Source organism: Streptomyces sp. NPDC091281, from assembly GCF_044757425.1.
Lineage (GTDB): Bacteria > Actinomycetota > Actinomycetes > Streptomycetales > Streptomycetaceae > Streptomyces.
Map to the genome: position 1 here is coordinate 393,012 of NZ_JBIVUY010000008.1, position 22,863 is coordinate 415,874.

General features: G+C 74.4%; 22 protein-coding genes, 1 tRNA gene and 1 riboswitch. Of the genes, 9 read left to right on the forward strand and 14 right to left on the reverse strand.

Features of this window, described 5'->3' with window-relative positions:
- Positions 1-245: 245 nt before the first annotated feature.
- Entirely contained in the window at positions 246-923 is a 678-nt protein-coding gene (locus tag ACIQPQ_RS23000) for a TIGR00266 family protein (protein ID WP_401306390.1), read from the reverse strand.
- A gap of 330 nt (positions 924-1,253) precedes the next feature.
- Here ACIQPQ_RS23000 and ACIQPQ_RS23005 point away from each other — a divergent pair, with 330 nt between their 5' ends.
- Positions 1,254-1,616: a DUF952 domain-containing protein gene (locus tag ACIQPQ_RS23005; RefSeq protein WP_401306393.1), complete on the forward strand. Its 363-nt coding sequence runs from the start codon at positions 1,254-1,256 to the stop codon at positions 1,614-1,616.
- A gap of 42 nt (positions 1,617-1,658) precedes the next feature.
- On the opposite strand, the gene ACIQPQ_RS23010 is transcribed toward ACIQPQ_RS23005, so the two are convergent.
- On the reverse strand, positions 1,659-2,063 hold the full coding sequence (locus ACIQPQ_RS23010) for a luciferase family protein (protein ID WP_383769574.1): 405 nt from the start codon (positions 2,061-2,063) through the stop codon (positions 1,659-1,661).
- Positions 2,064-2,234: 171 nt separating this feature from the next.
- Here ACIQPQ_RS23010 and ACIQPQ_RS23015 point away from each other — a divergent pair, with 171 nt between their 5' ends.
- Complete coding sequence (locus tag ACIQPQ_RS23015; protein ID WP_401306395.1) at positions 2,235-3,050, forward strand: HEAT repeat domain-containing protein; 816 nt, start codon at positions 2,235-2,237, stop codon at positions 3,048-3,050.
- A gap of 36 nt (positions 3,051-3,086) precedes the next feature.
- Here the strand turns inward: ACIQPQ_RS23015 and ACIQPQ_RS23020 are convergent, their stop codons facing one another.
- The gene (locus ACIQPQ_RS23020; RefSeq protein WP_383769569.1) at positions 3,087-3,473 is read right to left on the reverse strand and encodes a hypothetical protein; all 387 of its coding nucleotides are present in this window, start codon (positions 3,471-3,473) and stop codon (positions 3,087-3,089) included.
- Between the two features lie 11 nt (positions 3,474-3,484).
- Complete coding sequence (locus tag ACIQPQ_RS23025) at positions 3,485-3,880, reverse strand: antibiotic biosynthesis monooxygenase family protein (protein ID WP_401306398.1); 396 nt, start codon at positions 3,878-3,880, stop codon at positions 3,485-3,487.
- A gap of 66 nt (positions 3,881-3,946) precedes the next feature.
- Here ACIQPQ_RS23025 and ACIQPQ_RS23030 point away from each other — a divergent pair, with 66 nt between their 5' ends.
- Positions 3,947-4,255 carry a DUF6191 domain-containing protein gene (locus ACIQPQ_RS23030; protein ID WP_383769564.1) on the forward strand — a complete coding sequence of 103 codons (309 nt, stop codon included), beginning with the start codon at positions 3,947-3,949 and terminating at the stop codon, positions 4,253-4,255.
- A gap of 37 nt (positions 4,256-4,292) precedes the next feature.
- Here the strand turns inward: ACIQPQ_RS23030 and ACIQPQ_RS23035 are convergent, their stop codons facing one another.
- From ACIQPQ_RS23035 to ACIQPQ_RS23060, 6 genes are all read right to left on the reverse strand, one after another.
- Positions 4,293-4,967, reverse strand: coding sequence for a hypothetical protein (locus ACIQPQ_RS23035; protein ID WP_401306400.1), 675 nt, complete (start codon positions 4,965-4,967; stop codon positions 4,293-4,295).
- Between the two features lie 131 nt (positions 4,968-5,098).
- A complete protein-coding gene (locus ACIQPQ_RS23040) occupies positions 5,099-6,679 on the reverse strand; it encodes a DEAD/DEAH box helicase (protein ID WP_401306403.1) in 1,581 nt (526 codons plus the stop codon).
- A 91-nt stretch (positions 6,680-6,770) separates the two neighbouring features.
- The gene (locus tag ACIQPQ_RS23045) at positions 6,771-6,974 is read right to left on the reverse strand and encodes a cold-shock protein (RefSeq protein WP_005483357.1); all 204 of its coding nucleotides are present in this window, start codon (positions 6,972-6,974) and stop codon (positions 6,771-6,773) included.
- A 480-nt stretch (positions 6,975-7,454) separates the two neighbouring features.
- Entirely contained in the window at positions 7,455-7,676 is a 222-nt protein-coding gene (locus ACIQPQ_RS23050) for a hypothetical protein (protein WP_383769556.1), read from the reverse strand.
- Positions 7,677-7,753: 77 nt separating this feature from the next.
- Complete coding sequence (gene ribA, locus ACIQPQ_RS23055) at positions 7,754-8,389, reverse strand: GTP cyclohydrolase II (protein ID WP_401306408.1); 636 nt, start codon at positions 8,387-8,389, stop codon at positions 7,754-7,756.
- 271 nt (positions 8,390-8,660) lie between these two features.
- On the reverse strand, positions 8,661-9,182 hold the full coding sequence (locus ACIQPQ_RS23060; RefSeq protein WP_401306409.1) for a MarR family winged helix-turn-helix transcriptional regulator: 522 nt from the start codon (positions 9,180-9,182) through the stop codon (positions 8,661-8,663).
- Positions 9,183-9,298: 116 nt separating this feature from the next.
- Between ACIQPQ_RS23060 and ACIQPQ_RS23065 the strand changes: the two genes are divergently transcribed.
- The 5 genes from ACIQPQ_RS23065 to ACIQPQ_RS23085 all read left to right on the forward strand — a co-directional run bounded on the left by ACIQPQ_RS23065 (position 9,299) and on the right by ACIQPQ_RS23085 (position 14,583).
- Complete coding sequence (locus ACIQPQ_RS23065) at positions 9,299-10,426, forward strand: dihydrofolate reductase family protein (RefSeq protein ID WP_401306411.1); 1,128 nt, start codon at positions 9,299-9,301, stop codon at positions 10,424-10,426.
- Between the two features lie 84 nt (positions 10,427-10,510).
- Positions 10,511-10,584 (forward strand) — tRNA-Met (locus ACIQPQ_RS23070).
- A gap of 145 nt (positions 10,585-10,729) precedes the next feature.
- Positions 10,730-12,004, forward strand: coding sequence for a PP2C family protein-serine/threonine phosphatase (locus tag ACIQPQ_RS23075; protein ID WP_401306414.1), 1,275 nt, complete (start codon positions 10,730-10,732; stop codon positions 12,002-12,004).
- 243 nt (positions 12,005-12,247) lie between these two features.
- Positions 12,248-12,407: riboswitch (cyclic di-AMP (ydaO/yuaA leader) on the forward strand.
- Positions 12,408-12,414: 7 nt separating this feature from the next.
- On the forward strand, positions 12,415-13,473 hold the full coding sequence (locus tag ACIQPQ_RS23080) for a M23 family metallopeptidase (RefSeq protein ID WP_383769542.1): 1,059 nt from the start codon (positions 12,415-12,417) through the stop codon (positions 13,471-13,473).
- 165 nt (positions 13,474-13,638) lie between these two features.
- Positions 13,639-14,583, forward strand: coding sequence for an aldo/keto reductase (locus tag ACIQPQ_RS23085; RefSeq protein WP_401306417.1), 945 nt, complete (start codon positions 13,639-13,641; stop codon positions 14,581-14,583).
- On the opposite strand, the gene ACIQPQ_RS23090 is transcribed toward ACIQPQ_RS23085, so the two are convergent.
- The 4 genes from ACIQPQ_RS23090 to ACIQPQ_RS23105 form a co-directional block, all read right to left on the reverse strand.
- Positions 14,580-16,070: a PrsW family intramembrane metalloprotease gene (locus ACIQPQ_RS23090; protein WP_401306419.1), complete on the reverse strand. Its 1,491-nt coding sequence runs from the start codon at positions 16,068-16,070 to the stop codon at positions 14,580-14,582. The genes ACIQPQ_RS23085 and ACIQPQ_RS23090 overlap by 4 nt on opposite strands.
- A 107-nt stretch (positions 16,071-16,177) precedes the next feature.
- Positions 16,178-17,014, reverse strand: a complete 837-nt coding sequence (trmB, locus tag ACIQPQ_RS23095) for a tRNA (guanosine(46)-N7)-methyltransferase TrmB (protein WP_401306422.1) — start codon at positions 17,012-17,014, stop codon at positions 16,178-16,180.
- Between the two features lie 40 nt (positions 17,015-17,054).
- Entirely contained in the window at positions 17,055-18,293 is a 1,239-nt protein-coding gene (gene lhgO / locus ACIQPQ_RS23100; protein WP_401306424.1) for an L-2-hydroxyglutarate oxidase, read from the reverse strand.
- Positions 18,294-18,570: 277 nt separating this feature from the next.
- Positions 18,571-19,995 (reverse strand): MFS transporter, encoded by a 1,425-nt coding sequence (locus ACIQPQ_RS23105; RefSeq protein WP_383769528.1) that lies wholly within the window; start codon positions 19,993-19,995, stop codon positions 18,571-18,573.
- Positions 19,996-20,730: 735 nt separating this feature from the next.
- Between ACIQPQ_RS23105 and ACIQPQ_RS23110 the strand changes: the two genes are divergently transcribed.
- The gene (locus ACIQPQ_RS23110; RefSeq protein ID WP_401306489.1) at positions 20,731-22,860 is read left to right on the forward strand and encodes an asparagine synthase-related protein; all 2,130 of its coding nucleotides are present in this window, start codon (positions 20,731-20,733) and stop codon (positions 22,858-22,860) included.
- Positions 22,861-22,863 lie beyond the last annotated feature (3 nt).

Genomic DNA, 22,863 nt, shown 5'->3' on the forward strand with positions numbered 1-22,863 from the left:
GCGGCCGACACGACGGTGATCTGACGGTGTGCGAGGTACCCCCAGAACTGGTGTACCCTTGATCTTGAGCGGGCCGCCCGGAGAACGGGAGCCTGGTCCACGCGTTGGTCGTCCAAGGAAAGACGCCCCGCTTCCTGCGGGGAAATGCAGGTGCAAGGCCTGCCCAGCGCTCCGATCGAAGAGTCCCATCCCGGGTCAGGCGGGGTGGGACTCTTCGTTTCCCGCACCCCGCCCGCCGGACGGTCCTACCCTCGGCTGAACGGCAACCTCGTCGTCAGCCACGAGATGAGAGCGCTCGGATTGCGGCTCTGCGACCACAGGGTGCCGGGGCCGCTGAACTCGAAGACGAGCCCCTCCCCGGACTTCATCGTCTGCACCAGCCCACGGGTCACCTTGCGGGTGGTGTACGTGACGCTCTCGTCGAACGCGACCAGATGCCCCGAGTCCAGCACCATCCGCTCCCCGTCGCCGAGAACGATCTCGTCCAGGGCCCCGTAGCAGGCCACCAGGACCTGACCGCGCCCCTCGGCCCGCACCAGGAACCCGCCCTCACCCCCGGCCAGGTTCTTGAACCCGCCCCATTTCGTGTCCAGTTCGACCCCACCGGACGAGGCGAGCCACGCACCCCGCGCGAGGTTCACACCCCCGTCGAGGTCGAGGCTCACCACATCCCCCGGCAGATTCGCCGCGAGATCGACCCAACCGCCCTCGGGTCCGGCGGTGAACCGGGTCACGAACAGCGACTCGCCCCCCAGCACACTCCGCTTCAACCCCTTGAGCAGCCCGCCCTCGGCCCTGGCCTCCACCTCGACCCCCGCCGAGGTCGCCATCATCGCCCCCGACTCGGCCCGCACCCCCTCCCCGGCCTCCAGCATCACCCGCGCCACCCCGAAGGACGGACCGTGCCGCACATCAACCTTCATGCCACCCGACTCCCACCGCAGACCCACCGACCTGATCCCCCCGACCGTACGACGCCCACCCCCCTATCCCCCGTCCCCCAAAAGTCGCCACGCCGCCACCGAAGGTCTGCTTTTGGGGGCCACCTGGACTTCGGCCCGCACGATCTTGCGGGGAGCCGGACCCGCCCTGCTCACCCACCGCCAGGTGAGCGCCGCCCAAAAGACCAGCCCTCCCCCTGACTCGGCGGGCGCTACGGGCAACTGCCAGGGACGGTCGTCCCTGGTCAGCAGACGGGTAAGCCCGGCACCACGTGGGGTACACCGGTGACCTGCGGGACGTATAACCGGACGGTGATCTACCACCTCGTACCGCGGTCCGACTGGGACGCGTGCCCCGATCTGCCCTACGCGCCCGCCTCCCTCGGCCGGGACGGGTTCATCCACTGCGCGCCGGACGAGGCGACGACGCTCGCCGTCGCGGGCGCGTTCTACCGGGACGCGCCGCGTCCGCTGCTCGCCGTCGTGCTGGACGAGGAACGGCTCGGCGCGCCCTGCGTCTGGGAGGCGGCCGACCCCGTGCCCCCGCCGGGCGTCCCCGACTCCGTGCGCTTCCCCCACGTCCACGGACCCCTCGACCGGGCCGCCGTCCACCGCGTCCTGATCGTCCGCTGGGACGAGGAGGACCGCCCGGCGGGCCTGGACGCGACGGACTGAACCGGGGCGGGCGGCACGCGTCGCCGGGTTTCCCCGCCCCGCTCAGCGGTGGCCCTGCTCCTCGCGGGGGACCAGGGTCACGCGGTGGAGGTTGCAGGAGGTGAGGGACGGGCCGCCCGCGACGCCCACCGCGCCCTGGGCGAGATGGGCCTTGAGGGCGACGCTGACCAGGCTCATCAGCAGGTCGACGTCCGTGTCGCAGTCGAGGTGCACGGTGACCCAGCGTGAACCGGGCACCACCCGTACCGCCGTCGACTCCTCCAGATCGGCGTGGATGCGCAGGATCGCGGGCACGGTCAGATGCAGGTCCACATCCCGGCCGGAGTGGAAGTGAAGGATCTCGCTGTGGACGGAGCGCAACGCCCGTCCGGCGCCGCAACTCGCCTGTCCCGTACTGAGGTCGGGCCAGACTTCCAGTCGCTGCATGGCGCGGTCGGCCAGAGTCATGACGCCATAGTCGCCCGCTCACCCGTCGTCCACCAGGGGTTGCGGGAAAAGTAACCGGGGCGTGCGCCGGAGAGGCGGACAACAGGGAGACAAAGCGGGCGTCCGCGGCACCGCGGGACGGCGTACGACCCCGCCGACACGCTCTCCGTCACCCTCCGCTACCGTCCGCGCATGGCGATGTTCGTGCACCTCACCTCCGCGTCCGCCGCGCCCCGCGTCCGCCGGGCCGGGATACGCGCCGTCAGCCACGGCCAGGACGGCCTCCGCGGCGTGTACTGCTTCCCGGTGCTGCCCTCGCACACCCTCACCCACCAGTGGCTGCGCGAACTCGCCCGCTTCGGCACCCGCGGCGGCCTGGTCGCCGTGCATCTGCGGCTGGACGACGCGCAGGAGGTGCTGGTCGGGCGGTACGGGGACCGGCTCGGCGGCGCGCAGCGGACCGTGCGGGCCGCCGAGGCGGTGGGCCGGATCGCCGCCCTCGACGATCCGCGAGGCTGGGAGGTGTTCGTGCCGCGCGCGGTCCGGCCCGGCGAGATCCACCGGGTGCGCGCCGCCCCGCAGGTCAGCGGCTGGCGGTACGCCCCGGACGCCCACGGCACCCGCCCCTGCACCTGCTACGGCTGCCGGGAGCGCGGCGGCTACGGCACGCGCCGCCTGCGTGAACGCCTGCCGCACTCGCTGGACGGGCCGCCGCCCGCGCCGCGGGTCCTGCTGGCCCGGATCGAGGCGGCCGGCGACCCCGGAGACCCGGCCGTCCTGCTCGACACCCTGCACTGGTACGGCCTGCGCCGCCGCGGCCCGCTCCCGCGCCTGGCCCGCCTCGCCGCCCATCCGGACCCCGCCGTGCGGCGGGCCCTGGCCTGGGCGGTCGCGTCCTGGACCACGCCCGGCACGGACGCCCTCCTCGCCGCCCTCGCGGCCGACGCGGACCGCGGGGTCCACAAGGCCGCGGAGGCGGTACGGGAGTTGCGCGCCCCGGAGACGTAGCCCGCGCCGCCGTTCCGCCCGGCGGGCCGGTCCCCGCTACTGGTCGGAGTACCCCAGGTCGCCCACCGTCCAGGCGCTCACGTCCTCCAGGGCCACCCGGTACATGCCGCCCGAGTCGGGGATGCCCATCGTGCCCTGGAGGATGCGCGCGACGTGGAAGTGCAGATGGGTGGGGCGGTCCCGGGCCGGTGCGCTGCCGGACGTCGTGTCCTGCTCGGACGGCCGGGTGAACACCGAGGAGAACACGCCCAGTTGGGCGGAGTCTTTGAGCACCTCGGCCACCCGCTGCTTCCACAGGGACTCCGGGGCGAGCCGCCCCGTGATGACCGCCCCGGGGATCACGACGGTGAGCGACATCCGGCTGTTGTGCTCCGACTCGACCCGCTCGGCGATGTCCACGAGCAGGTGATCAGCGTGCGCCATGGGTACGGAGCCTACTCCGCCGGGGCGCCGTCCGTCCGGGGTGCGGCCTGCTGCACCACCTCGAAGGACCACAGCGTCGCGCCGGTCGCCGCGGGCTTCGGCCGCTCACCACCACCCTCACCACCACCGTGCGCCCCGCCCTGCGTTCCGCCGGGCCCGGCGCCCTCGGCGCCGCCGCGCCCGTGTGCCTCCTGCGCCCGGCCGGACATCCAGGTCTGGAAGTCCTCCTCGCTGCGCCAGCGGGTGTAGACGAGGTAGGTGTCGGTGCCCTCCACGGGCCGCAGCAGCTCGAACCACTCGAAGCCGTCCGAGTTCTCCACCGCGCCCGCCCGCGCCGCGAATCGCTTCTCCAGCGTCTCGCGCTGCTCTTCCGGGACGGTGAGTACGTTGATCTTGACGATGCTCATGCCTTCATTGTGCTCCTGGCGTCCCGGCCCCTGTCCTTCACCCGTACGGCCGCCGATACTGGCCCCGTGGAGTTCGCCGTCTTCGTCACCCTGCCCGGACTGGTCATCGTGCTGACCGTCGTCGCCTTCGTGGACCAGATCCTGCTGCGCGCGGGGCGTGCGGGGCTGCTGCCCTGGCGGACGGGCACCCGGCAGGGCCAGATCTCGGCCACCGGCTTCGAGCAGTTGCACGCGAGCTTCTCCCCGGGCAAACAGTCCGAGTTGAGGGAACGCCAGTCGTCGCTGCTCCTGCGCGCCGACGAGGACGAGGGCGCCCCGCCGCACCGCACGACGGTGGACCTGGACGGCGGCACCGCGGTGATCCGGGTCCCCTGAGGCCCGAGGGCTCGCCCCGGCCCGCTCCGTCCGGCTCTCAGCCGTTCCGGACGAGCCGGTCCCGGATCAGGACGTCGAGCAGCTCGGCGCCCGACTCCCCGCCTCCGCCGCCCCCGTCTCCGTCGCTGCTTCCGCCGCTCTCGCTGTGCTCGACCGCCGTGAGGAACGCCGCCTCCACGGGGCCGAGGTCCGCGACGAGTGTGCCGACGGGGTACCGGTCGGTGAACCTCGCGCGCTCCGCGCCCACCAGCAGCACGGCGAGCGGGGACTGCCCCGGCAGGGGGAGGCCCGGGTGGACGTCCCCGCCCCAGTACAGGACCGGCGCCTCGGCGGCGCCGGGGGCGAACCGGCCCACCCCGGCCAGCATCAGCAGATCGGTGCGCGCGCGGTGGGCGTCGTCGTAGTAGTCGTAGAGGTAGATCTCCAGCGCCTCGTCGCGGTGGCGGGCCAGGGTGAAGCCCTGGGCGGCGCGGGCGGCCAGGCGGTCGAGCGGGGTCGCGGAGCGGTCGGCGCGGACGGCGTCGGCGGCCGGATATCCGTCGAGGGCGGCCAGGTCCCAGTCCGGGTCGGTGCCCTCGGCGTCCCAACCGGCGTACATCGCGGCCGGGTTCTCGATCCGGTCGAGGCCCGGCAGCGGCGCGCGCAGCCACGCCTCGAAGCCGTCGCGCGCCATCGGCACCCGCGCCGCGACCATGAACGAACGTGCCCCCACCGCAAGCCTCCCCACCCCGACTCCGACCCCGCCGAGGCTAACAGCGGGGTCCGACAACGGGACGGGAGACGGGTGGGGGCTCAGCCGGTAGGGCGTCTCGACCGGTACGGCGTCTGAACCGGTACGGCGCCTCAGCGGGACTTGCGCTGCCCCCCGCGCCCCGAGGAACCGGAGTTCGCCGACGCCGACGACGAGGCGGACGTGGAGGAGGAGGCGGAGCGGCGGCGGCCCTGGCCGGGGCGGCCTCGGCCGCCGGAGCGGCGGGCGCCGCCGGAGTTGTGGCCGGAGCGCTCCTGCGGGGCGGGCGGCGGGGTGAGGACGACGGGGACGCCGGAGGGGGCCTGCGCGCCGGTGATCCGGCTCAGTTCCTCGCCGCCGGAGCGGACCCGGGTGGTCGTCGGGGTGATGCCCGCGTCGGCCATCAGCCGGGTCACCTCGCGCCGCTGGTGCGGCAGGACGAGGGTGACGACGGTGCCGGACTCGCCCGCGCGGGCCGTACGGCCGCCGCGGTGCAGGTAGTCCTTGTGGTCGCCCGGCGGGTCGACGTTGACGACGAGGTCGAGGTTGTCGACGTGGATGCCGCGGGCGGCGACGTTGGTGGCGACCAGGACGGTGACGTGCCCGTCCTTGAACTGGGCCAGCGTCCGGTTGCGCTGCGACTGCGACTTGCCGCCGTGCAGCGCCGAGGCCCGCACACCGACGGCGAGCAGCTTCTTGGCGAGCCGGTCGGCGGCGTGCTTGGTGTCCAGGAACATGATCACGCGCCCGTCGCGGGCGGCGATCTCGGTGGTGGTGGCGTGCTTGTCGTCGTCCTCGATGTGGAGCAGGTGGTGCTCCATGGTGGTGACGGCGCCCGCCGACGGGTCGACGGAGTGGACGACCGGGTCGTCCAGGTAGGTGCGCACCAGCCGGTCGACGTTGCGGTCGAGGGTGGCGGAGAACAGCAGCCGCTGCCCGTCGGGGCGTACCTGGTCGAGGAGGCGGGTGACCTGCGGCAGGAAGCCCATGTCGGCCATCTGGTCGGCCTCATCGAGGACGGTGACGACGACCTGGTCGAGGCGGCAGTCGTCACGGTCTATGAGGTCCTTGAGCCGTCCCGGCGTCGCCACGACGACCTCGGCGCCGCCGCGCAGCGCGCTCGCCTGGCGGCCGATGGACAGTCCGCCGACGACGGTGGCGAGCCGCATCCGCAGGGCGCGGGCGTACGGGGTGAGGGCGTCGGTGACCTGCTGCGCGAGTTCGCGGGTGGGCACGAGGACGAGGGCCAGCGGCTGCCGGGGTTCGGCGCGCTGTCCGTCGAGGCGGGCCAGGACGGCGAGGCCGAAGGCGAGGGTCTTGCCGGAGCCGGTGCGGCCGCGGCCGAGGACGTCCCGGCCGGCCAGCGAGTTGGGCAGCGTGGCGGCCTGGATGGGGAAGGGGGTGGTCACGCCTTCGGCGTCCAGGGCGGTCAGCAGCCGCTTCGGCATGTCGAGGTCGGCGAACGAGGCGACGGGAGGCAGGGCCGGGGTCACGGTGACCGGCAGCGCGAACTCGCCTCCCGCGGCGGCGGGGCGGCCGCCGCGGCCGTTGCCCCGCCCGGACTTGGCCGCTCGGGACGTGGACGCGCCGTTCGAACGGGACGCGGCGCTCGGGCGGCCCGTTCCCTGCGAGCGGACGCGGTTGCCCCGGCCGGAGCCGGTGGAGCTGCTGGTCGTACGAGCTGGGCGGTTCATGCGGACCTTCCTCGAAGCGGCACCCGATTCGCACACGGGCCGGGGCCCGCACCCATGAGGTGCGGGCCCCGGCCGTGCGTACGCGTCAGCGTCAGGCGGGAACGATGTTCTCGGCCTGCGGGCCCTTCTGGCCCTGCGTGACGTCGAAGGTCACCTTCTGGCCCTCCTGAAGCTCACGGAAGCCGGAGGTGGCGATGTTCGAGTAGTGGGCGAAGACGTCCGGGCCGCCACCCTCCTGCTCGATGAAGCCGAAGCCCTTTTCCGAGTTGAACCACTTCACGGTGCCAGATGCCATAACGAAACTCCCTTGAGGCAAAACTCCCGGAGTCCGCACCTCGCGGACCCGGCGTCGCAGCAAAGATTTGACCTGACGGGAAGATCGAAAAGTCCCGGAAAGCCCCGGAAACAAAAAGAGTGCCCACCGACATAAGGTCGGAGAGCACTCAAAAGCCTCTGGTAACCAAAACTGCCACTTGCACACCAACGTAGCACATCGGCGGGCTCGGCGCTCTGGTCCTGTGTGTGTCCTAGGCCTCAGTGGCTGCCGTCAGGGCCGCGTGGGTGTGGTCCTCCGGCTCGACGCCGAAGTCCGGCATCCGGAACGGGTCGGTGGCCGGGGGCGGCGGCACCGCCGCGGCGGGGCCGCGGGGAGGCGTTTCCGGTGCGGAGAACAGCGAGGTCGGTTCGATGAGGAGTCTCCTGGGGGACGAGTGGCCGGGCAGCGCTCAGCGCCGGCCCGGCGGCGGGGAGGCCGCGGAGCGGGAGTCGGTCCGCCCTACAGCTTGTGCAGCTTGGCGTACGGGCTGAGGATGCGCTCCTGCGCCGAGCCGAAGTCGACGAGCGCCGCGACCCCGTCCTCGATGCCGATCACGCGGCCGAGGCCGTACATGTCGTGCTGGACCTGGTCACCGACCGCGAACTCCTTGAGCGGCGGGGCGACCGGGGCCTTGAAGGGGCTGGTGGGCAGATGACGCTTCGGTGCAGCTGGCTTTGTCATTGTCCCCAGTATGCGCCCGCTCGGCTCCGGCCGGACCCCCCCGACTTCGTCCGGCCGCCTCGCGGGGCGGCCGGCGGTCAGCCCGCGGTGCGTTCCGTCAGCTCCGCGAGGGGCAGGGTGTGCGCGGTCGTGAGGACCTTCGCCCGCAGGTAGCGCACGTTGTGCGGGGTGGTGAAGACGCCGGTGGGCACCCGCTCGCGGACGTCGATGCCGTGGCCGCGCAGTTGCTCGGCCTTGTCCGGATTGTTGGACAGCAGGTCCAGCGCGGCGATGTCCAGGGCGCGCAGCATCTGGGCGGCGGCGGTGTAGTCGCGGGCGTCCTCCGGCAGTCCGAGGGCGGCGTTCGCCTCGTACGTGTCGAGGCCCTGGTCCTGGAGGGCGTACGCGTCGAGCTTGTTGTAGAGGCCGATGCCGCGGCCCTCCTGGCGGAGGTAGAGCAGGACGCCGCCCCGTTCGGCGACCCGCTCGACGGCCTCCCGCAGCTGGGGCCCGCAGTCGCAGCGGGCGGAGCCGAGGACGTCGCCGGTGAGGCACTCGGAGTGCAGCCGGACCAGCGGGACGGGGCCGGGGTCGCCGAGGACGATCGCCAGGTGTTCGCGGCCGTCGGTGAGCCCGTGGAAGGTGACGAGGTCGGCGTCGACCGCGTAGCCGTCGTGGAAGCGCAGCGGTACGCGGACGCGGGCGCGCGGGGTGGCGGCGGGGGTGTCGGGCATGCGGGTTCTCCCGGTCCGGTGGGCGGGTGGGGTGCGGCCGTGGCATGGTGCTTCAGATTTGAAGCACCTCCACGAAGCGTGACCCTACCTCATGCTTGAAAGTTGAAGCAATGGTGGACGTGTCCCCCGGAGGGGTACGGGTGACGGTGCGACTTCGGGGTTACGGGCGTTACGGGGTTAGGGGAGTTGCGGGGCGAGTGAGGTGCCGGGGGTGGCGGCTGGCCGCCGGGGTGCCCGGGGGCCGCAGGGTTCAGGAGGCTCCCGCCAGGGCTCAGGAGGCTCCCGCGCAGGGCGTGGAGCGCCGCCGCCAGGGCAGCCCCTCGGCCGCCGTCTCCCCGCCGCTCTCCTGGAGCCCCCGCGCGACCTGTGTGAAGATCGCCTCCAGCTGCCCCACCTGCTCGGGGGTCAGCCGGTCGAAGAGTGTGGCGCGCACGGTCTCCACATGGCCGGGCGCGGTCCGCTCCAGCACCGCCATGCCCGCGTCGGTCAGCACCGCCACGCTGCCGCGCCGGTCCGCGTCGCAGTCCTCGCGCCCCACCAGCCCGTCCTTCTCCAGCCGCGTCACCGCGTACGTCAGCCGGCTGCGGGTGATCTTCAGCCGCTCCGCGAGATCCGTCATGCGCAGCCGCCGCCCCGGCTCGTCGGAGAGGTGGGCGAGGATGGAGTAGTAGAGGTGGGGCATGCCCGCCTCCTGCTGGAGCTGCCGGTCGATCGCGTCCTCCAGCAGGAGGTATCCGGCGACGTAGGCGCGCCACGCGCGCTGCTCCTCGGGGCTGAGCCAGCGGGTCGTCATGCCCCCAGTGTAGGTTTGTTTCAAACTTGAACCAAGGGTGCCGCCCGCCCGCCCACCGCCGAGCCCCGCCCCCGCTTCCGCCCGCCCCGCCGAGCCCCGCCCGGAGAGACCCGCCGATGCCGTACCCGTACGTCCTGCTGTCCGCCGCCGTCTCCCTCGACGGCTACCTCGACGACACCGGCCCCGAGCGGCTGCTGCTGTCCGGACCGGCCGACTTCGACCGGGTCGACGAGGTGCGCGCCTCCGTGGACGCCATCCTGGTCGGCGCCGGCACCCTGCGCGCCGACAACCCCCGGCTGCTGGTCAACTCGCCCGTACGCCGCGCCGCCCGGCTCGCCGCGGGCCGCCCGGAGTACCCGCTGAAGGTCATGGTCAGCGGCTCCGGCGACCTCGACCCCGCCGCCCGGTTCTGGCACACGGGCGGCGACAAGGTGCTGTACACGACCGGCGCGGGCGCCGAGCGGGCCCGCGCGCTCGGCCTCGCCGCCGACGTCGTCGCCCTGGGGGACGACCTGGACTGGCGGCGGCTGCTGGAGCACCTGCACGACGTGCGGGGCGTGCGGCGGCTGATGGTCGAGGGCGGCGGCACGATCCACACCCAGCTGCTCCGGGACGGCCTCGCCGACGAACTCCAGCTCGTCACGGCCCCCCTCTTCGTCGGCGACCCGGCCGCGCCCCGCCTCTTCGGCCCCGGCGGCTATCAGGGCGGACGGCTGCGGCTCGTCTCCACCCGCCGCATCGAGGACGTGGTCCTCGCCGTGTACGAGCCGACCGCGCCCGGCACCGGCCCGCGCCCCGCCGCCGCCGACCGGCACTGGCTCGCCCTCGCCTGCGAACTGGCCGCCGCCTGCCCGCCCTCGCGCACCGCGTTCAGCGTCGGCGCCGTCGTGGTCGCCGCCGACGGCACCGAACTGGCCCGCGGCCACTCCCGCGAGGACGGCGACCCGGTCGTGCACGCCGAGGAGGCCGCCCTCGCCAAGATCGACCCGGCCGACCCGCGGCTGCCCACGGCCACCGTCTACTCCAGCCTGGAGCCCTGCGTGCGCCGCGCCTCCCGCCCGGCGCCCTGCGCCCGCCTGATCCTCGACGCGGGCGTCCGCCGCGTGGTGACGGCCTGGCGCGAGCCCGACACCTTCGTCCCCGACGCCGACGGCACCGGCCTGCTCACCGCCGCGGGCGCGGACGTCCTCGTCCTCCCGGCGTACGAGTCCCAGGCCAAGGCCCCCAACCAGCACCTCCTCTGAGCCGGACCCGTAGCCCCCGTACGCCCCCGGAACCACCCGTGGTCACGAGCGCCTCAGAAATGACGTAGGCTGTGAACACAACGACGCGGGGTGGAGCAGCTCGGTAGCTCGCTGGGCTCATAACCCAGAGGTCGCAGGTTCAAATCCTGTCCCCGCTACTGAAGGCCGAGGGCCGGAATCCTTTACAGGGTTCCGGCCCTCGGTCGTTGTGCGCCTCCGGCGCGGATGGTCCTCCCGTCCGGGTGGTCCTCCGGTCGGACCACCCCGCTCGCCGCCCGTCCCGGACCCCGCCAGCCTGGGGGAGTGGACGACAAGGGGCCCCGGGCCGCATCCGGCGTGCGCGGGCGGCGTCCGTCCCCGCGCACCCTGCTGCGCCTCCTGCCCGCCCTGCTGATCGTCGGCGGCATCGGCTACGACGTCAGCACCCCCGAGTACTTCACCGCGATCCCCTTCTTCACCGCCGCCCCGCTCGTCGCCGCCCCCTTCTTCACCCTCACCGGCACCCTCGTCACCGGGCTCGCCGCCCTCGCCGCGACCTACCTGGTGCACGCCTACCACCACGTGCGGCCCGACGAGACCACCATCACCGAACTGGTCACCGTCGTCACGGTCACCGTCCTCGCCGCGCTCCTCAACCAGGTCCTGCGCCGGGGCGACGCCCGCCTCGCCTCCGCGCGGCACATCGCCGAGGCCACCCAGCGCGCGGTGCTGCCCCGGCCCCCCGACCGCATCGGCGGCTACCGCGTCGCCGCCCGCTACCAGGCCGCCCAGCGCGACGCCGCCATCGGGGGCGACCTCTACGCCGTCCAGGACAGCGCCCACGGCGTCCGGCTCATCGTGGGGGACGTCCGCGGCAAGGGGATGGGGGCCGTCGCCGCCGTCGCCACCGTCATCGGCGCCTTCCGCGAGGCCGCCGAACGCGAAGCCACCCTGGAGGCGGTCGCCGCACGGCTGGAGCACGCCCTGACCCGCCAGGGCGTGGAGTGGTGCGTCCACCGGGACCCCTACGACCCGTACGACCCGTCCGCCCCGCAGGACGGGCGAGACGCGCGCGACCCGTACGACCCCTACGGCCCGCACGCCTCGGAAGATCCGTACGACTCGTACGACCCCTACGACCCGGGGCGCGGCGGCGGTCCGTCCGATGTGGGCGCGCGGTTGCACGCCGCCGAGGGGTTCGCCACCGCCGTTCTCGCCGAACTCCCGCACGGCGACGGCGTCCTGCGGCTGCTCAGCCACGGCCATCCGCCCCCGCTGCTGCTGCACGCCGACGGCGCGGTGCGCGTGCTCGACGTCCGCGACCCCGCCCTGCCGCTGGGCATGGGCGACCTCCACCCCGTGCCGGGGCGGGCCGAGGAGACGCCCTTCCCGGCGGGGGCCACGCTGCTGCTCTACACCGACGGCCTCTCCGAGGCCCGCGACCGCTCCGGCCGGTTCTACGACCCCGCGCAGCGCCTCGCCGGACGGATCTTCGGGCACCCGGCCGCGGTGATCGCCGCCCTCGCCGAGGACGTGCACCGGCACACCGGGGGCGCGACCACGGACGACATGGCGCTGCTCGCCGTCCGCCACCCCTGACCTTCGTCACGTGCGGTGATCACGCGAGTGGGCTGCGGTTACAGCTGAGTCACCGTCAGGTTTAAGCGGGCCGCCGGGTTATTCCTCGGGCGAGGTCAACTCGCCCGTTTTTCACCGCTCCTGGGGTGAAAGTCCAGGCCAGAAATCTTGTTGATCAAGCGGAACGGCTTGGAATCCCGGGCCCGGGTCTATTAACGTTCGATAACGCAGCGCGGTCGTCCCAGCCGTCACAAGAGTCGGCTCCGTGCGCACGCGCCGAATCCCGTAAGGGAACCGGGGAACCACCACCTTGGGGTGAATCACGCGGAAGCCGCCGTGGAAACACGGCCGGTATACGCGCGTAGGAGACCTTCCCGCTCCGAACCCGTCAGCTAACCCGGTAGGCGACGGAAGGAAAGGAGTACGCCCGCGTGGCGTCGAACCCGCCTGCCCCCGAAGCCCCCGCCGTGCCCAGCCAGACCTTCGGCTACGGCAGCTACCGCACCGACGAGGGCCCCTGGGAGGAGTGGAATCCCACCGCGGAGTCCGTCCGCCCGGTCCGTGGCAAGCACCGCGTCGCCAAGCAGCGTGGCGGACTCGCCCGCAGCTCCACCGTCCTCGGCGTCGGTGTCATAGCCGCCGTCGGCGGTGCCGGGATGGCCAGCGCCAACACGGGCAAGCCCCCCGTCTCCATCTCCCTGCCGGACCTGCCCAACGTGGGTTCCCTGATCTCGGACGACGACACCCCCGAGGAGACGGCGCCCGCGCTCAGCAGCTTCGCCGCCGAGACGGTCGCCGAGGACAGCGCCGTCGTCACCGCGAGCACCGGTACCGGCATCGGCGCGGGCTCCGACACCGGCGCGGGCGAGTCGCTGCGCAGCCGGATCATGGCGCAGGCCGAGTCGCAGCAGGCCCAGGTCGACCTCAAGGCGCAGCAGGCCGCCGAGGAAGCCGCCGCCAAGGCCGCCTCGGCCGCCGCCGCCAAGGCCGAGAAGGAGGCGGAGGCCAAGGCCGAGGCCGCCAAGAAGAAGGCCGCCGAGGAAGCCGCCAAGAAGGCCGAGGCCGAGCGCCTCGCCGAGCTGGCCAAGCAGTACACGCTGCCGACCTCGTCGTACACGATCACCTCGACCTTCGGCCAGGCGGGCGCCTACTGGTCCTCCGGGTACCACACCGGCCTCGACTTCGCCGCCCCCACCGGCACCCTGATCAAGGCCGTGCACAGCGGCACGATCACCTCCGCGGGCTGGGACGGGTCGTACGGGTACAAGACCGTGCTGACCCTCGACGACGGCACCGAGCTGTGGTTCGCCCACCAGTCGTCGATCAGCGTCAGCGTCGGCCAGAAGGTCGGCACCGGCGACGTCATCGGCCGCGTCGGCGCCACCGGCAACGTCACCGGCGCCCACCTCCACCTGGAGGTCCACCCGGGCGGCAGCGCCTCCGGCATCGACCCGGGCGCCTGGCTGCGCGACAAGGGGCTCAACCCCTGAGCGGGTCCCTGGCGGGGCCCTGAGAAGAAGCCCCGAGGAACCCTCCGAGACCCTCCGGGGAAGCGGCCGGGGGTCGGTGAGGTCCCCCGGACGTTCCCCGGAGTTTGCGAACCCTTGGCCGGAGGCACGGAACACGTGCCTCCGGCCGAGGTGTTGTCACGGGGCATGACCTCTCTGCGCACACTCGGCTCCTCCGACCTGAAGGTCTTCCCCCTCGCCCTCGGCGGCAACGTCTTCGGCTGGACCGCCGACGAGGCGGCCACCTTCGCCGTCCTCGACGCCTACACCGCGGCGGGCGGCAACTTCCTGGACACCGCCGACTCCTACTCGGCGTGGATCGAGGGCAACTCCGGCGGTGAGTCGGAGACCCTCATCGGCAAGTGGCTCAAGGCCCGCGGCAACCGCGACGACGTCGTCATCGCCACCAAGGTGAGCCAGCACCCCGACTATCCCGGCCTCTCCGCGGCCAACATCAAGGCCGCCGCCGACGCCTCCCTGCGCCGCCTCGGCACCGACCGCATCGACCTGTACTACACGCACTTCGACAAACCCGAGACGCCCGTCGAGGAGATCGTCGGCGCCCTCGACGCACTGGTGCGGGCGGGCAAGGTCCGGCAGGTCGCCGCCTCCAACATCACCCCCGAGCGGCTGAAGGCCTCCCTCGACCTCGCCGAGCGCGAGGGACTCGCCCGCTACGTCGCCGTCCAGCCGCACTACAACCTGGTCTCCCGCGCCACCTACGAGGGCCCCCTCCAGGACCTCGCCGCCGACGCGGGCCTGTCCGCCGTGCCGTACTACGCGCTGGCCGCCGGGTTCCTCACCGGCAAGTACCGCCCGGGGACGACCGTGGACAGCCCCCGCGCCTCGGGCGCCGCCAAGCACCTGGAGACCGAGCGCGGCCGGCGGGTGCTCACCGTGCTCGACGCGATCGCCCGGGAGCGGGACGCGGAGATTGCCACGGTGGCCCTCGCCTGGCTCGCCTCCCGGCCCACGGTCGCCGCCCCCATCGCCTCCGCCCGCACCGTCGACCAGCTCCCCGCCCTGCTCGCGGTAGCCGACCTCGACCTCACGGCGGCGGAACAGGACCGTCTCACCGAGGCGTCGGCCTAGGAACCCGTAGGGGGCGGGTAGGGCGACCCGGCCGGGGGCGGGTAGGGCGCGCGGGGGTCGTGGCCGCCCTGCCCGTACGGGGTGTACGGGGCGTAGGGGTGCGGGCCGTAAGGGCCCTGGCTTCCGGGGGCCGGGTGGGCGGGGTGGACCGGGTGGCCCCCGTAGGGTGCCGGGGTTCCGTAGGCGGGCCGCATTCCGTACGACCCGTAGGCCCCGTACGGCCCGTAGGGGAACTGGGCCGGGATCGGGGGTGCGGTCATGCGGGCCGCGTGGTCGAGGGCGGGGCGGGCGATGTCGCGGCGGCGCCACAGCTCGTTCAGCAGCTCGCGCTCCCGGGCCACGAAGTCCGCCCCCGCCCGGCCGAGCCGCCCGCGGTGGCGCAGGAACGCCAGGGACGTCGCGTACGCCTCGTACTCGGCGACCGCCTTCGCGCCCGGCCTGCCGAGGTACTGCCGCGCGTGGTCGCGGGCCAGTCTGCGGGCGCGCATCGAGCCGAGCGCGTAGGGCTCGGCGGGGGAGAGCCAGCCCGCCGCCGTGTACGCGGGCAGCTCGTCGCGGACCGTGCCCAGCTCCCGCTGCCGGGTCCACACCACCAGCCAGGTCAGCACCGCGAACGCGGGCACCATGAACGCCCCGTACACCGCGAAGAAGCCCCACTCGCCGAGCACCGAGGAGCCGTTCCACAGGGCGTGCATGCTCATCGCGAGCAGCAGCCCCGCCAGCGGCAGCAGCACCCGGCGCACGCGCCGGCCCTCGCCGGACAGGGCGGCGATCCCGAAGCCGAGGCCGGTCAGGACGGTGAACAGGGGGTGCGCGAACGGCGACATGACGACCCGCACGAAGAACGTGGCGAGGGTGACCGACTCGATGCCGGTGTCGCCCGTGAGCTGGTCGGTGCCGAAGGCGGTGCCCAGGTAGAGGATGTTCTCGGTGAACGCGAAGCCGGTCGCGGTGATCCCCGCTATCACCACCCCGTCGACGAGCCCGGTGAAGTCCCGTCTGCGGAACAGGAACACCAGCAGGATCGCCGCCGCCTTCGCGGACTCCTCGACGACGGGCGCTATCACCGTCGCGCCGATGGTGTCCGCGCCGGACGGGTCCGCGGTCGCGGTGGCGATCCAGCGGGTGGCGAAGCTGTTGGCGACGATCGCGATCAGCGCCGCCGCGCAGGCCCCCCAGGCGAACGCGAAGACCAGGTTCGGCCAGGGGCCCGGCTCCACCCGGTCCAGCCAGCGGAACACGGCTGTCAGCAGCGGCACCGGCAGGACGGCGAGGCCCAGCCCGACCAGGAAGCCCTGGGTGCCGGTCTGCTCGCGGACCAGGGCCAGGATGACCAGCCCGGACAGCGCGAGCAGGGTGATGAGGGCGCCGTAGCGGACCCAGGGGCGCTGCCACCAGTGCGCGTGCCGCAGCGACCCGTCCGCCGCCGGACCGCCGGGGTGCGGCGGAAGCGGAGGGTGCGGTGGGGTCGGGGAACGGGTGGCCACGGCATCGACCCTAACGGGACAGTGGACGGCGGTGGAGGGGACCGGGACCGGGCCGGTGACCGGTGGTCGGCGGCCGGAGGCCGGTGGGGACGGGGGGCCGCCGCCGGTCAGTGGTCCCCCCGTGCTCCGTCCGGTACGCGGCGGAAGAGCAGGTCGTTCACGACATGACCCTTCTCCAGGCCCTGCCCCTCGAAACGGGTCAGCGGCCGGAAGTCCGGCCGCGGCGCGAATCCGCCGCCGGGCGTCGTGTTCTCGAAGGCGGGGTGTGCGGTCAGCACCTCCAGCATCTGCTCGGCGTACGGCTCCCAGTCCGTCGCGCAGTGCACCAGCCCGCCGGGCCGCAGCCGGGTCGCGGCGAGGGTCAGGAACTCCGGCTGGATCAGCCGCCGCTTGTGGTGGCGCTTCTTCGGCCAGGGGTCGGGGAAGTAGACGCGCAGTCCGGCCAGCGCGTCCGGCGGCAGCATCTCGCGGAGCAGGATGATCGCGTCGCCGTTGGCCACCCGTACGTTGGTGAGGCCGCCCTGGTCGGCCAGGTTGAGCAGGTTGCCCTGGCCGGGGGTGTGCACGTCCACGGCGAGGATGTTCGTGCCGGGGTCGGCGGCGGCCATCCGCGCGGTCGCCTCGCCCATCCCGAAGCCGATCTCCAGGACGACGGGCCGGTCGTCGCCGAACAGCGCCGCGAGGTCGACGGGGTGACCGTCGATGTCGGTGCCCCACCGCGCCCACAGCCGTTGCAGCGCGTCGGCCTGCCCGGCCGTGACCCGGCTGCGCCGGGGCTGGAAGCTGCGGATGCGCCGCTCGAAGTGCGAACCGGCCGGGTCGGCCCGCGGCCCGTCCGGGAAGCGGGGCTCGCCCTTGGCGCGGGTGTGACGGACCGACTCGCCGGGGTGGTGGTCACCGGCGGCGGGCCCGGGGGCGTCGGGGGTGCTCAGGGAATCAGACACAGTGGTGTCGATTTTACGGGCGGGTCCCGGAGCCCGTGCGCTACGCCTCCGCCAGGGCGGCCAGCGCTCTGCGGGCCACCTCGCGGCCGATCGGGAGGGAGGCCGTGGCGGCGGGGGAGGGCGCGTTGAGCACGTGGACGGCGCGGGGGGTCTCCCGGATCAGGAAGTCGTCGACGAGGGAGCCGTCCCGGCGCACCGCCTGCGCGCGCACGCCGGGCGCCGCCCGCACCAGGTCGTCCGGCTCGACCCCGGGCAGCAGCCGCCGCACCTGGTCGACGAACGCCGCCTTCGACAGGGAGCGGCGCAGCTCGCCCGCCCCGTACCGCCAGTGCCGCCGGGCGAGGTGCCAGGTGCCGGGCCAGGCCGCCGTGGACGCCGTCTCGCGCGCGCTGACCGTCCCCCAGCCGTACCCCTCGCGGGCGAGGGCCGGTACGGCGTTGGGGCCGACGTGGACCGAGCCGTGCAGGCCGCGGGTGAGGTGGACGCCGAGGAAGGGGAACGCCGGGTCGGGCACCGGATAGACCAGGCCGCGCACCAGCTCGGGGCGGGCCAGGTCGTAGTACTCGCCCCGGAAGGGCACGATGCGGATGCCGGGCTCGTCGCCGGTCAGGAGGGCGATCTCGTCGCAGTGCAGCCCGGCGCAGTTCACCAGGACCCGGCCGCGGACGACGTCCCCGCGCGCGGTGCGCACGGCCACGCCCCGGTCGGGGCGGCGGTCGATCCGGGTGACCTGCGCGCCGTAGCGGATGTCGGCGCCGGAGGACTCGGCGAGCTGGCGGGCGACGGCGGTGAAGTCGCAGGTGCCGGTGGTGCGGACGCGGATCGCGGCGAGGCCCCTGACCTCCGGTTCGTACTCCATGATCTGGGCGGGGCCCAGTTCGCGGACCGGGATGCCGTTCTCCCGGCCGCGCTGGACCAGGGCGTGCAGGCGGGGCAGCTCGGCGCGGTCGGTGGCGACGATCAGCTTGCCGGGGACGGCGTGCGGGATGCCGTACTCCGCGCAGAACTTGATCATCTCGGCGGCGCCGCGGACCGCGTAGCGCGCCTTGAGGGAGCCGGGGCGGTAGTAGATCCCGCTGTGGACGACGCCGCTGTTGCGGCCGGTCTGGTGGCGGGCGGGGCCCGGTTCCTTCTCCAGCACGGTGACGCGGGTGCCCGGCGCGGCGCGGCCGATGGCGTGCGCCGTCGACAGGCCGACGATCCCGCCTCCGATCACCAGCACGTCGCAGTCCAGCCCGCTGCCCCGCACCTGCACCACCTCCCGGCTTCGATAGTGCACTGCGCCACTGACAATCCCTTCAAACCCGGGAGAGGCGCCTTGATCTTGCGGAGGGGGACGGGCGGGGGAGCCGCCGTGAGGCGAATCCTTCGGTGCGCGGAAGGAGCGACCTGCCCCGCGCACTGCCGGGCGACCCGTTTCGCGTGCTACCGGGCGACCCGTTCCCCGCGCCGTCGGGCGGCCCGGCCCGCCGCCGCGAGGCAGCCCCGGCCCGCCCTCCGCGAGGCCGTCCGTCCCGCGCCGCCGCCAGGCGCCCTCAGGCCGCCGTCGACCGCCCTCAGGCCGGTGTCATCAGCAGTGGCCGGGCCCGTTCGCGGAGTTCGACGACGCGGGGCTCGTCGCCGTAGGGCTCCAGGCGGTGGAGGAGGTCCTTGACGTACTCGGTGGTGCGGGCGGAGGAGATGCGGCCGGCGACCTCGACGGCGCGGACGCCCTGCTCGCAGGCCGCGTCGAGGTTGCCGGACTCCAGTTCCGCGACGGCGGAGACGACGAGGCGCAGGCCGTGCGAGCGGACGAACTCCTCGGTGGGCCGGGAGAGGGCCTGCTCGGTGAAGCGGCGGACCTGGCGGGGTGCCTTGAGGTCGCGGTAGCACTCGGCGGCGTCGGCGGCGAACCGGTCGTAGGAGTAGAAGCCGAGCCAGGACGGGTCGCCGTCGCCCTCGCGGGAGCGCTCCAGCCAGCTCTCGGCGGCCTTGAGGGCGGCGCCCGCGGCGTGCGCGTCGCCCGCGCGGGCGTGCGCGCGTGCCTCGACGAGCCGGAAGAAGCTCATCGTGCGCGCGGTGGCCAGTCCGCGGTTGCGTTCCAGCGCGGCCTGGGCGAGGTCGACGCCCTCGTCGCCGAAGCCCCGGTAGGTCGCCTGGAGCGACATGGAGGCCAGGACGTATCCGCCGAGGGGGACGTCGGCCGCTGCGCGCGCGAGGCGCAGCGCCTGGATGTAGTACCGCTGGGCGGCTTCCTGCTGGCCGGTGTCGAACGCCATCCACCCGGCGAGGCGGGTGAGTTCGGCGGAGGCGCCGAACAGCGCGCGCCCGACCTCGTCGGAGTAGGAGCCGAGCAGCAGCGGCGCCGCCTCCACGCGCAGGCACTCGGGGACCATGGACGAACGCCAGTCGCCGCCGCCGTACTTGGAGTCCCAGCGGCGGGCGTCCTCGGCGGCCTCGCGCAGCTTGCGCACGTCGCTGTGGCCGACCTTGAGGGGCGCGCCGGACGCCTCGGCGGAGTTCATCTCGCGCGCGACGGAGCTGTCGGCCGGGGTTATCAGCCAGCGCGAGGCGGGCGTGGCGTAGGCGCTGACGGCGAACGACCCGGCGAGGGACTGCCAGATGCCCCCGCCGCCGGCCCGGCGGCCCGCCAGGTCGAGGCGGTACAGCTCGGTCGCCGAGCGCACGGCCTGGCCCACGTCGCGGGGGAAGGCGAGGCCGACCTCCGGCGCGGGGTCGGCGTCGGCCAGCCCGATCTCGTGCAGCGGCACGGGACGGCCGAGCTTCTGGCCGATGGCGGCCGCGATCAGGTGCGGCGCGGCGCCCTGCGGCACCATGCCCTTCGACACCCAGCGCGCCACCGACGTCTTGTCGTAGCGAAGCGTCAACCCCCGCTGTGCGCCTAGGTCGTTGACGCGCCGCGCGAGTCCGGCGTTGCTGATTCCCGCGAGGGCGAGAACGGCGCCGAGTTTTTCGTTCGGCCCGCGTTGCTCCCTGGACATTGCGCCACCCCTCGACACAGACGGCTGCCGCGCTGGCATAACCACCCGGCATTCGTAAACCCAGCGTAGTTCGCCGCATCCCAAGCGTTAAGGGGCATTCTTCCGGATGGCGGGATTGTGGTCCGTACGCAAGTGCGGCCCCGGCACGGACGGTTGCGGCGTGCCCCCGACGTGTGGCCGTGCGCCCGGCCGTGCGCTCTCGTGCGGGCGGTCCGGGGGGCGTTCCATGGAGTCGCGTGGGTCGGCCCGCTGTACTGGATCCAGTGGGCTGGGGGATACCGCCGCCCCCATCCCCGCGGGCGGCGGACCGGTCCGGGGGGCGTGCTCCGCCTCCCGGACTGACGCGTGCGGACGGACGCGCGTCTGTGTACGGAGCGTGTGCGGGCCTGCCCGAACGGCCGCCTGGCGCCCGTTATTTGGCCGAAAATCGACCCTGCGTTCCCTCGGTCGACACGCCTCCGACCATGGAAATCCAGGGCGCACGTGGCGTTCGAGGGGAGCGTACCGGGGGCGCATTCGCGTCGTGCACGCGGGGGGTGCACCCCGCTGCGGCCGCCCCCCGTACGGGAGTTCGCCCCCTCACCCAGGTCGGACCGGGGGCGCTCGCGAGGGCGCACTTCCCGCATCCCGCGCGGTGCCGTCCCCCTCTCTGGCGCGTTCTTCGTGGCAGCATGTGAACCGTTCGTACGGTGCACCTGGTTGTCCATGAGCGGTCCGCGGTCCGTGGAGGCGTCGATGCGGTGGTTGGTGGGGTGGAGCAGCATCACCGCGGGTGCCACCGTTCCCGGCGCGCGGACCGACGGCGGCCCGTTCGGCCCCGGCGGGTACGCGCCCGAGGACGGCGGCCGGATCGGCCACGACGGCGAGACCCTTCAGCCGGTCGGCGCCCACCTCCTGTGGGGCGACCCCGACCCGCTGTGGGCGGTCGGCGACTGGCGGCCCGACGAGGTGCGCCTCGTGCGCGCCGACGCGCAGACCCGGATCGCGGTCCTCGGCACCTGCGGCGCCACCGACGAGCAGCTGCGCGTCGGCCTGTTCGCCGCGCGCGGGGGCGCGCTGCGCCACCTCACCGCCTGGCCGGGCAGCTACACGGCCGTCGTCCAGGTCGGCCGCCGCATCACCGTCTGCGGCGATCTCGCGGGCGCGCGCCCGGTGTTCCACACCCCCTGGGAGGGCGGCACCGCCTACGCGACCGCCGCGCTCCCCCTCGCCGACCTCGTCGAGGCCAACCTCGACTTCGGTCACCTCGCCGCCCTGCTGGCCGCCCCGGACGTCCCCGCCGCCGTCTACGACTCCACCCCGTACGACGGCGTACGGCGCGTTCCGCCAGGGCACGCACTGATTCTGCGCGCGGGGGCCCGCGAGATCGCCGGATACGAGCCGGTCGCCTCCCTCGCCGTGGCCGCCGCCCCCGTCGACGCCGACCGCGCGGTCGACGCCGTACGGGACGCCCTCGTCGAGTCCGTGCGCGCGCGCCTGTCCGCGCCCCGGCACGTCCCGGACATCGACCCCGGCCCCGTGCCCGGCATGGGCCCCGCCGAACGGCGCGCCGCGCGCGGGATGCCCGCCCCCGGCATCGGCGCCGACCTCTCCGGCGGCCCGGCCTCCGGCACCCTCGCCCTGCTCGCCGCGGGCCTCCCCGGACGCCCGGGCACCCTCCTCGGCCACGGCAGCACGGGCGCGGGGGAACGCCTCCTCGCCGTCACCTTCAACGACCTGGCCGTCGGCGGCCGCGAGGCCGAACTCGAACGCGCGGGCGCCCTCGCGGCCGACCCGCGCCTGCACCACGTCGTCGTCACCGGCGCCGAGGACACCCTCCCGTACGCCGACCTGGAGGGCCCGCTCACCGACGAACCCGGCTCCAGCCTGGTCACCGCCGCCCGGCACCGCGCCCGCCTCGCCGCGGGCAGCGCCGACCACTTCACCGGCCACGGCGCCCGCCAGGTCCTCGACGCCCACCCGGCGCGCCTCGCGGACCTCCTGATGGACCGCAAGAGACGCCACCTCGTCCGGCCCGTCGCGGCCCTCACCCGTGCCGACGGCTCCGTCCTCGTCCCCGCGCGCGTGTACGGCGCCGCCCGCCGCCTCGCCCGTACGCCCTACCGCGCGGGCGTCGAAGGCCTCGCCGCACGGCTGCTGCAACGCCGCTTCGACGACCCCGGCAGCGCCGTCGGCGCCTCCCTGGCCGCCCTCACCTGGGGCGCGCCCGGCCCGGCCGCGCGCTGGCTGACCGGGGAAGCCCTCGCCGAAGTATCGGTTCGCCTCCAGAGCGCCGCCCACCGCGCCGGGGTGGGCCCCGGCCAGCGGCCCGGCGACTACCGCGCGCGGGCCGCGCTCGCCCGGCACGCCGCCGACCTCCGCGTCCTCGAACAGGCCGCCGAGATCCGCTCCCAGCGGCTGCACGCGCCCTTCCTCGACAACCAGGTCGTCCGCGCCTGCCGCGCCCTCCCCGAGACGCTGCGCGTGCAGCCCGGCGCGCGCGCCGCGATCCTGCGCACGGTGCTGAACGGCTCCGGGGTGGCCGACCTCCCGCCCGGCTGGGGCGCGCCGACGCCCGGCACCGGTACCGCCACCGCGCGCGCGGGCCTGCGCCTGGCCGCCGACCCGCTCCTCACCCTGTTCGACGCGCCGCTCCTCGCGGAGGCGGGCCTGGTCGAGGCGCGCGTGGTCCGCAAGGCGCTGCGTGCCGCCGCCGCGGGCGAACCCCTCCCGCTGGACGGCCTCGCCGACCTCGTCTCCCTCGAACTCTGGCTCCGCCGCCTCCTCTCCCGCCGCGGCACCTGCTGGACCGGCACCCCGGCCCGCGCCCGCGCCGTCCCGGCGGGCATCGCGCCCCGGCGGCGGGCGGTGTCGTCCGGGGGCTGAGAA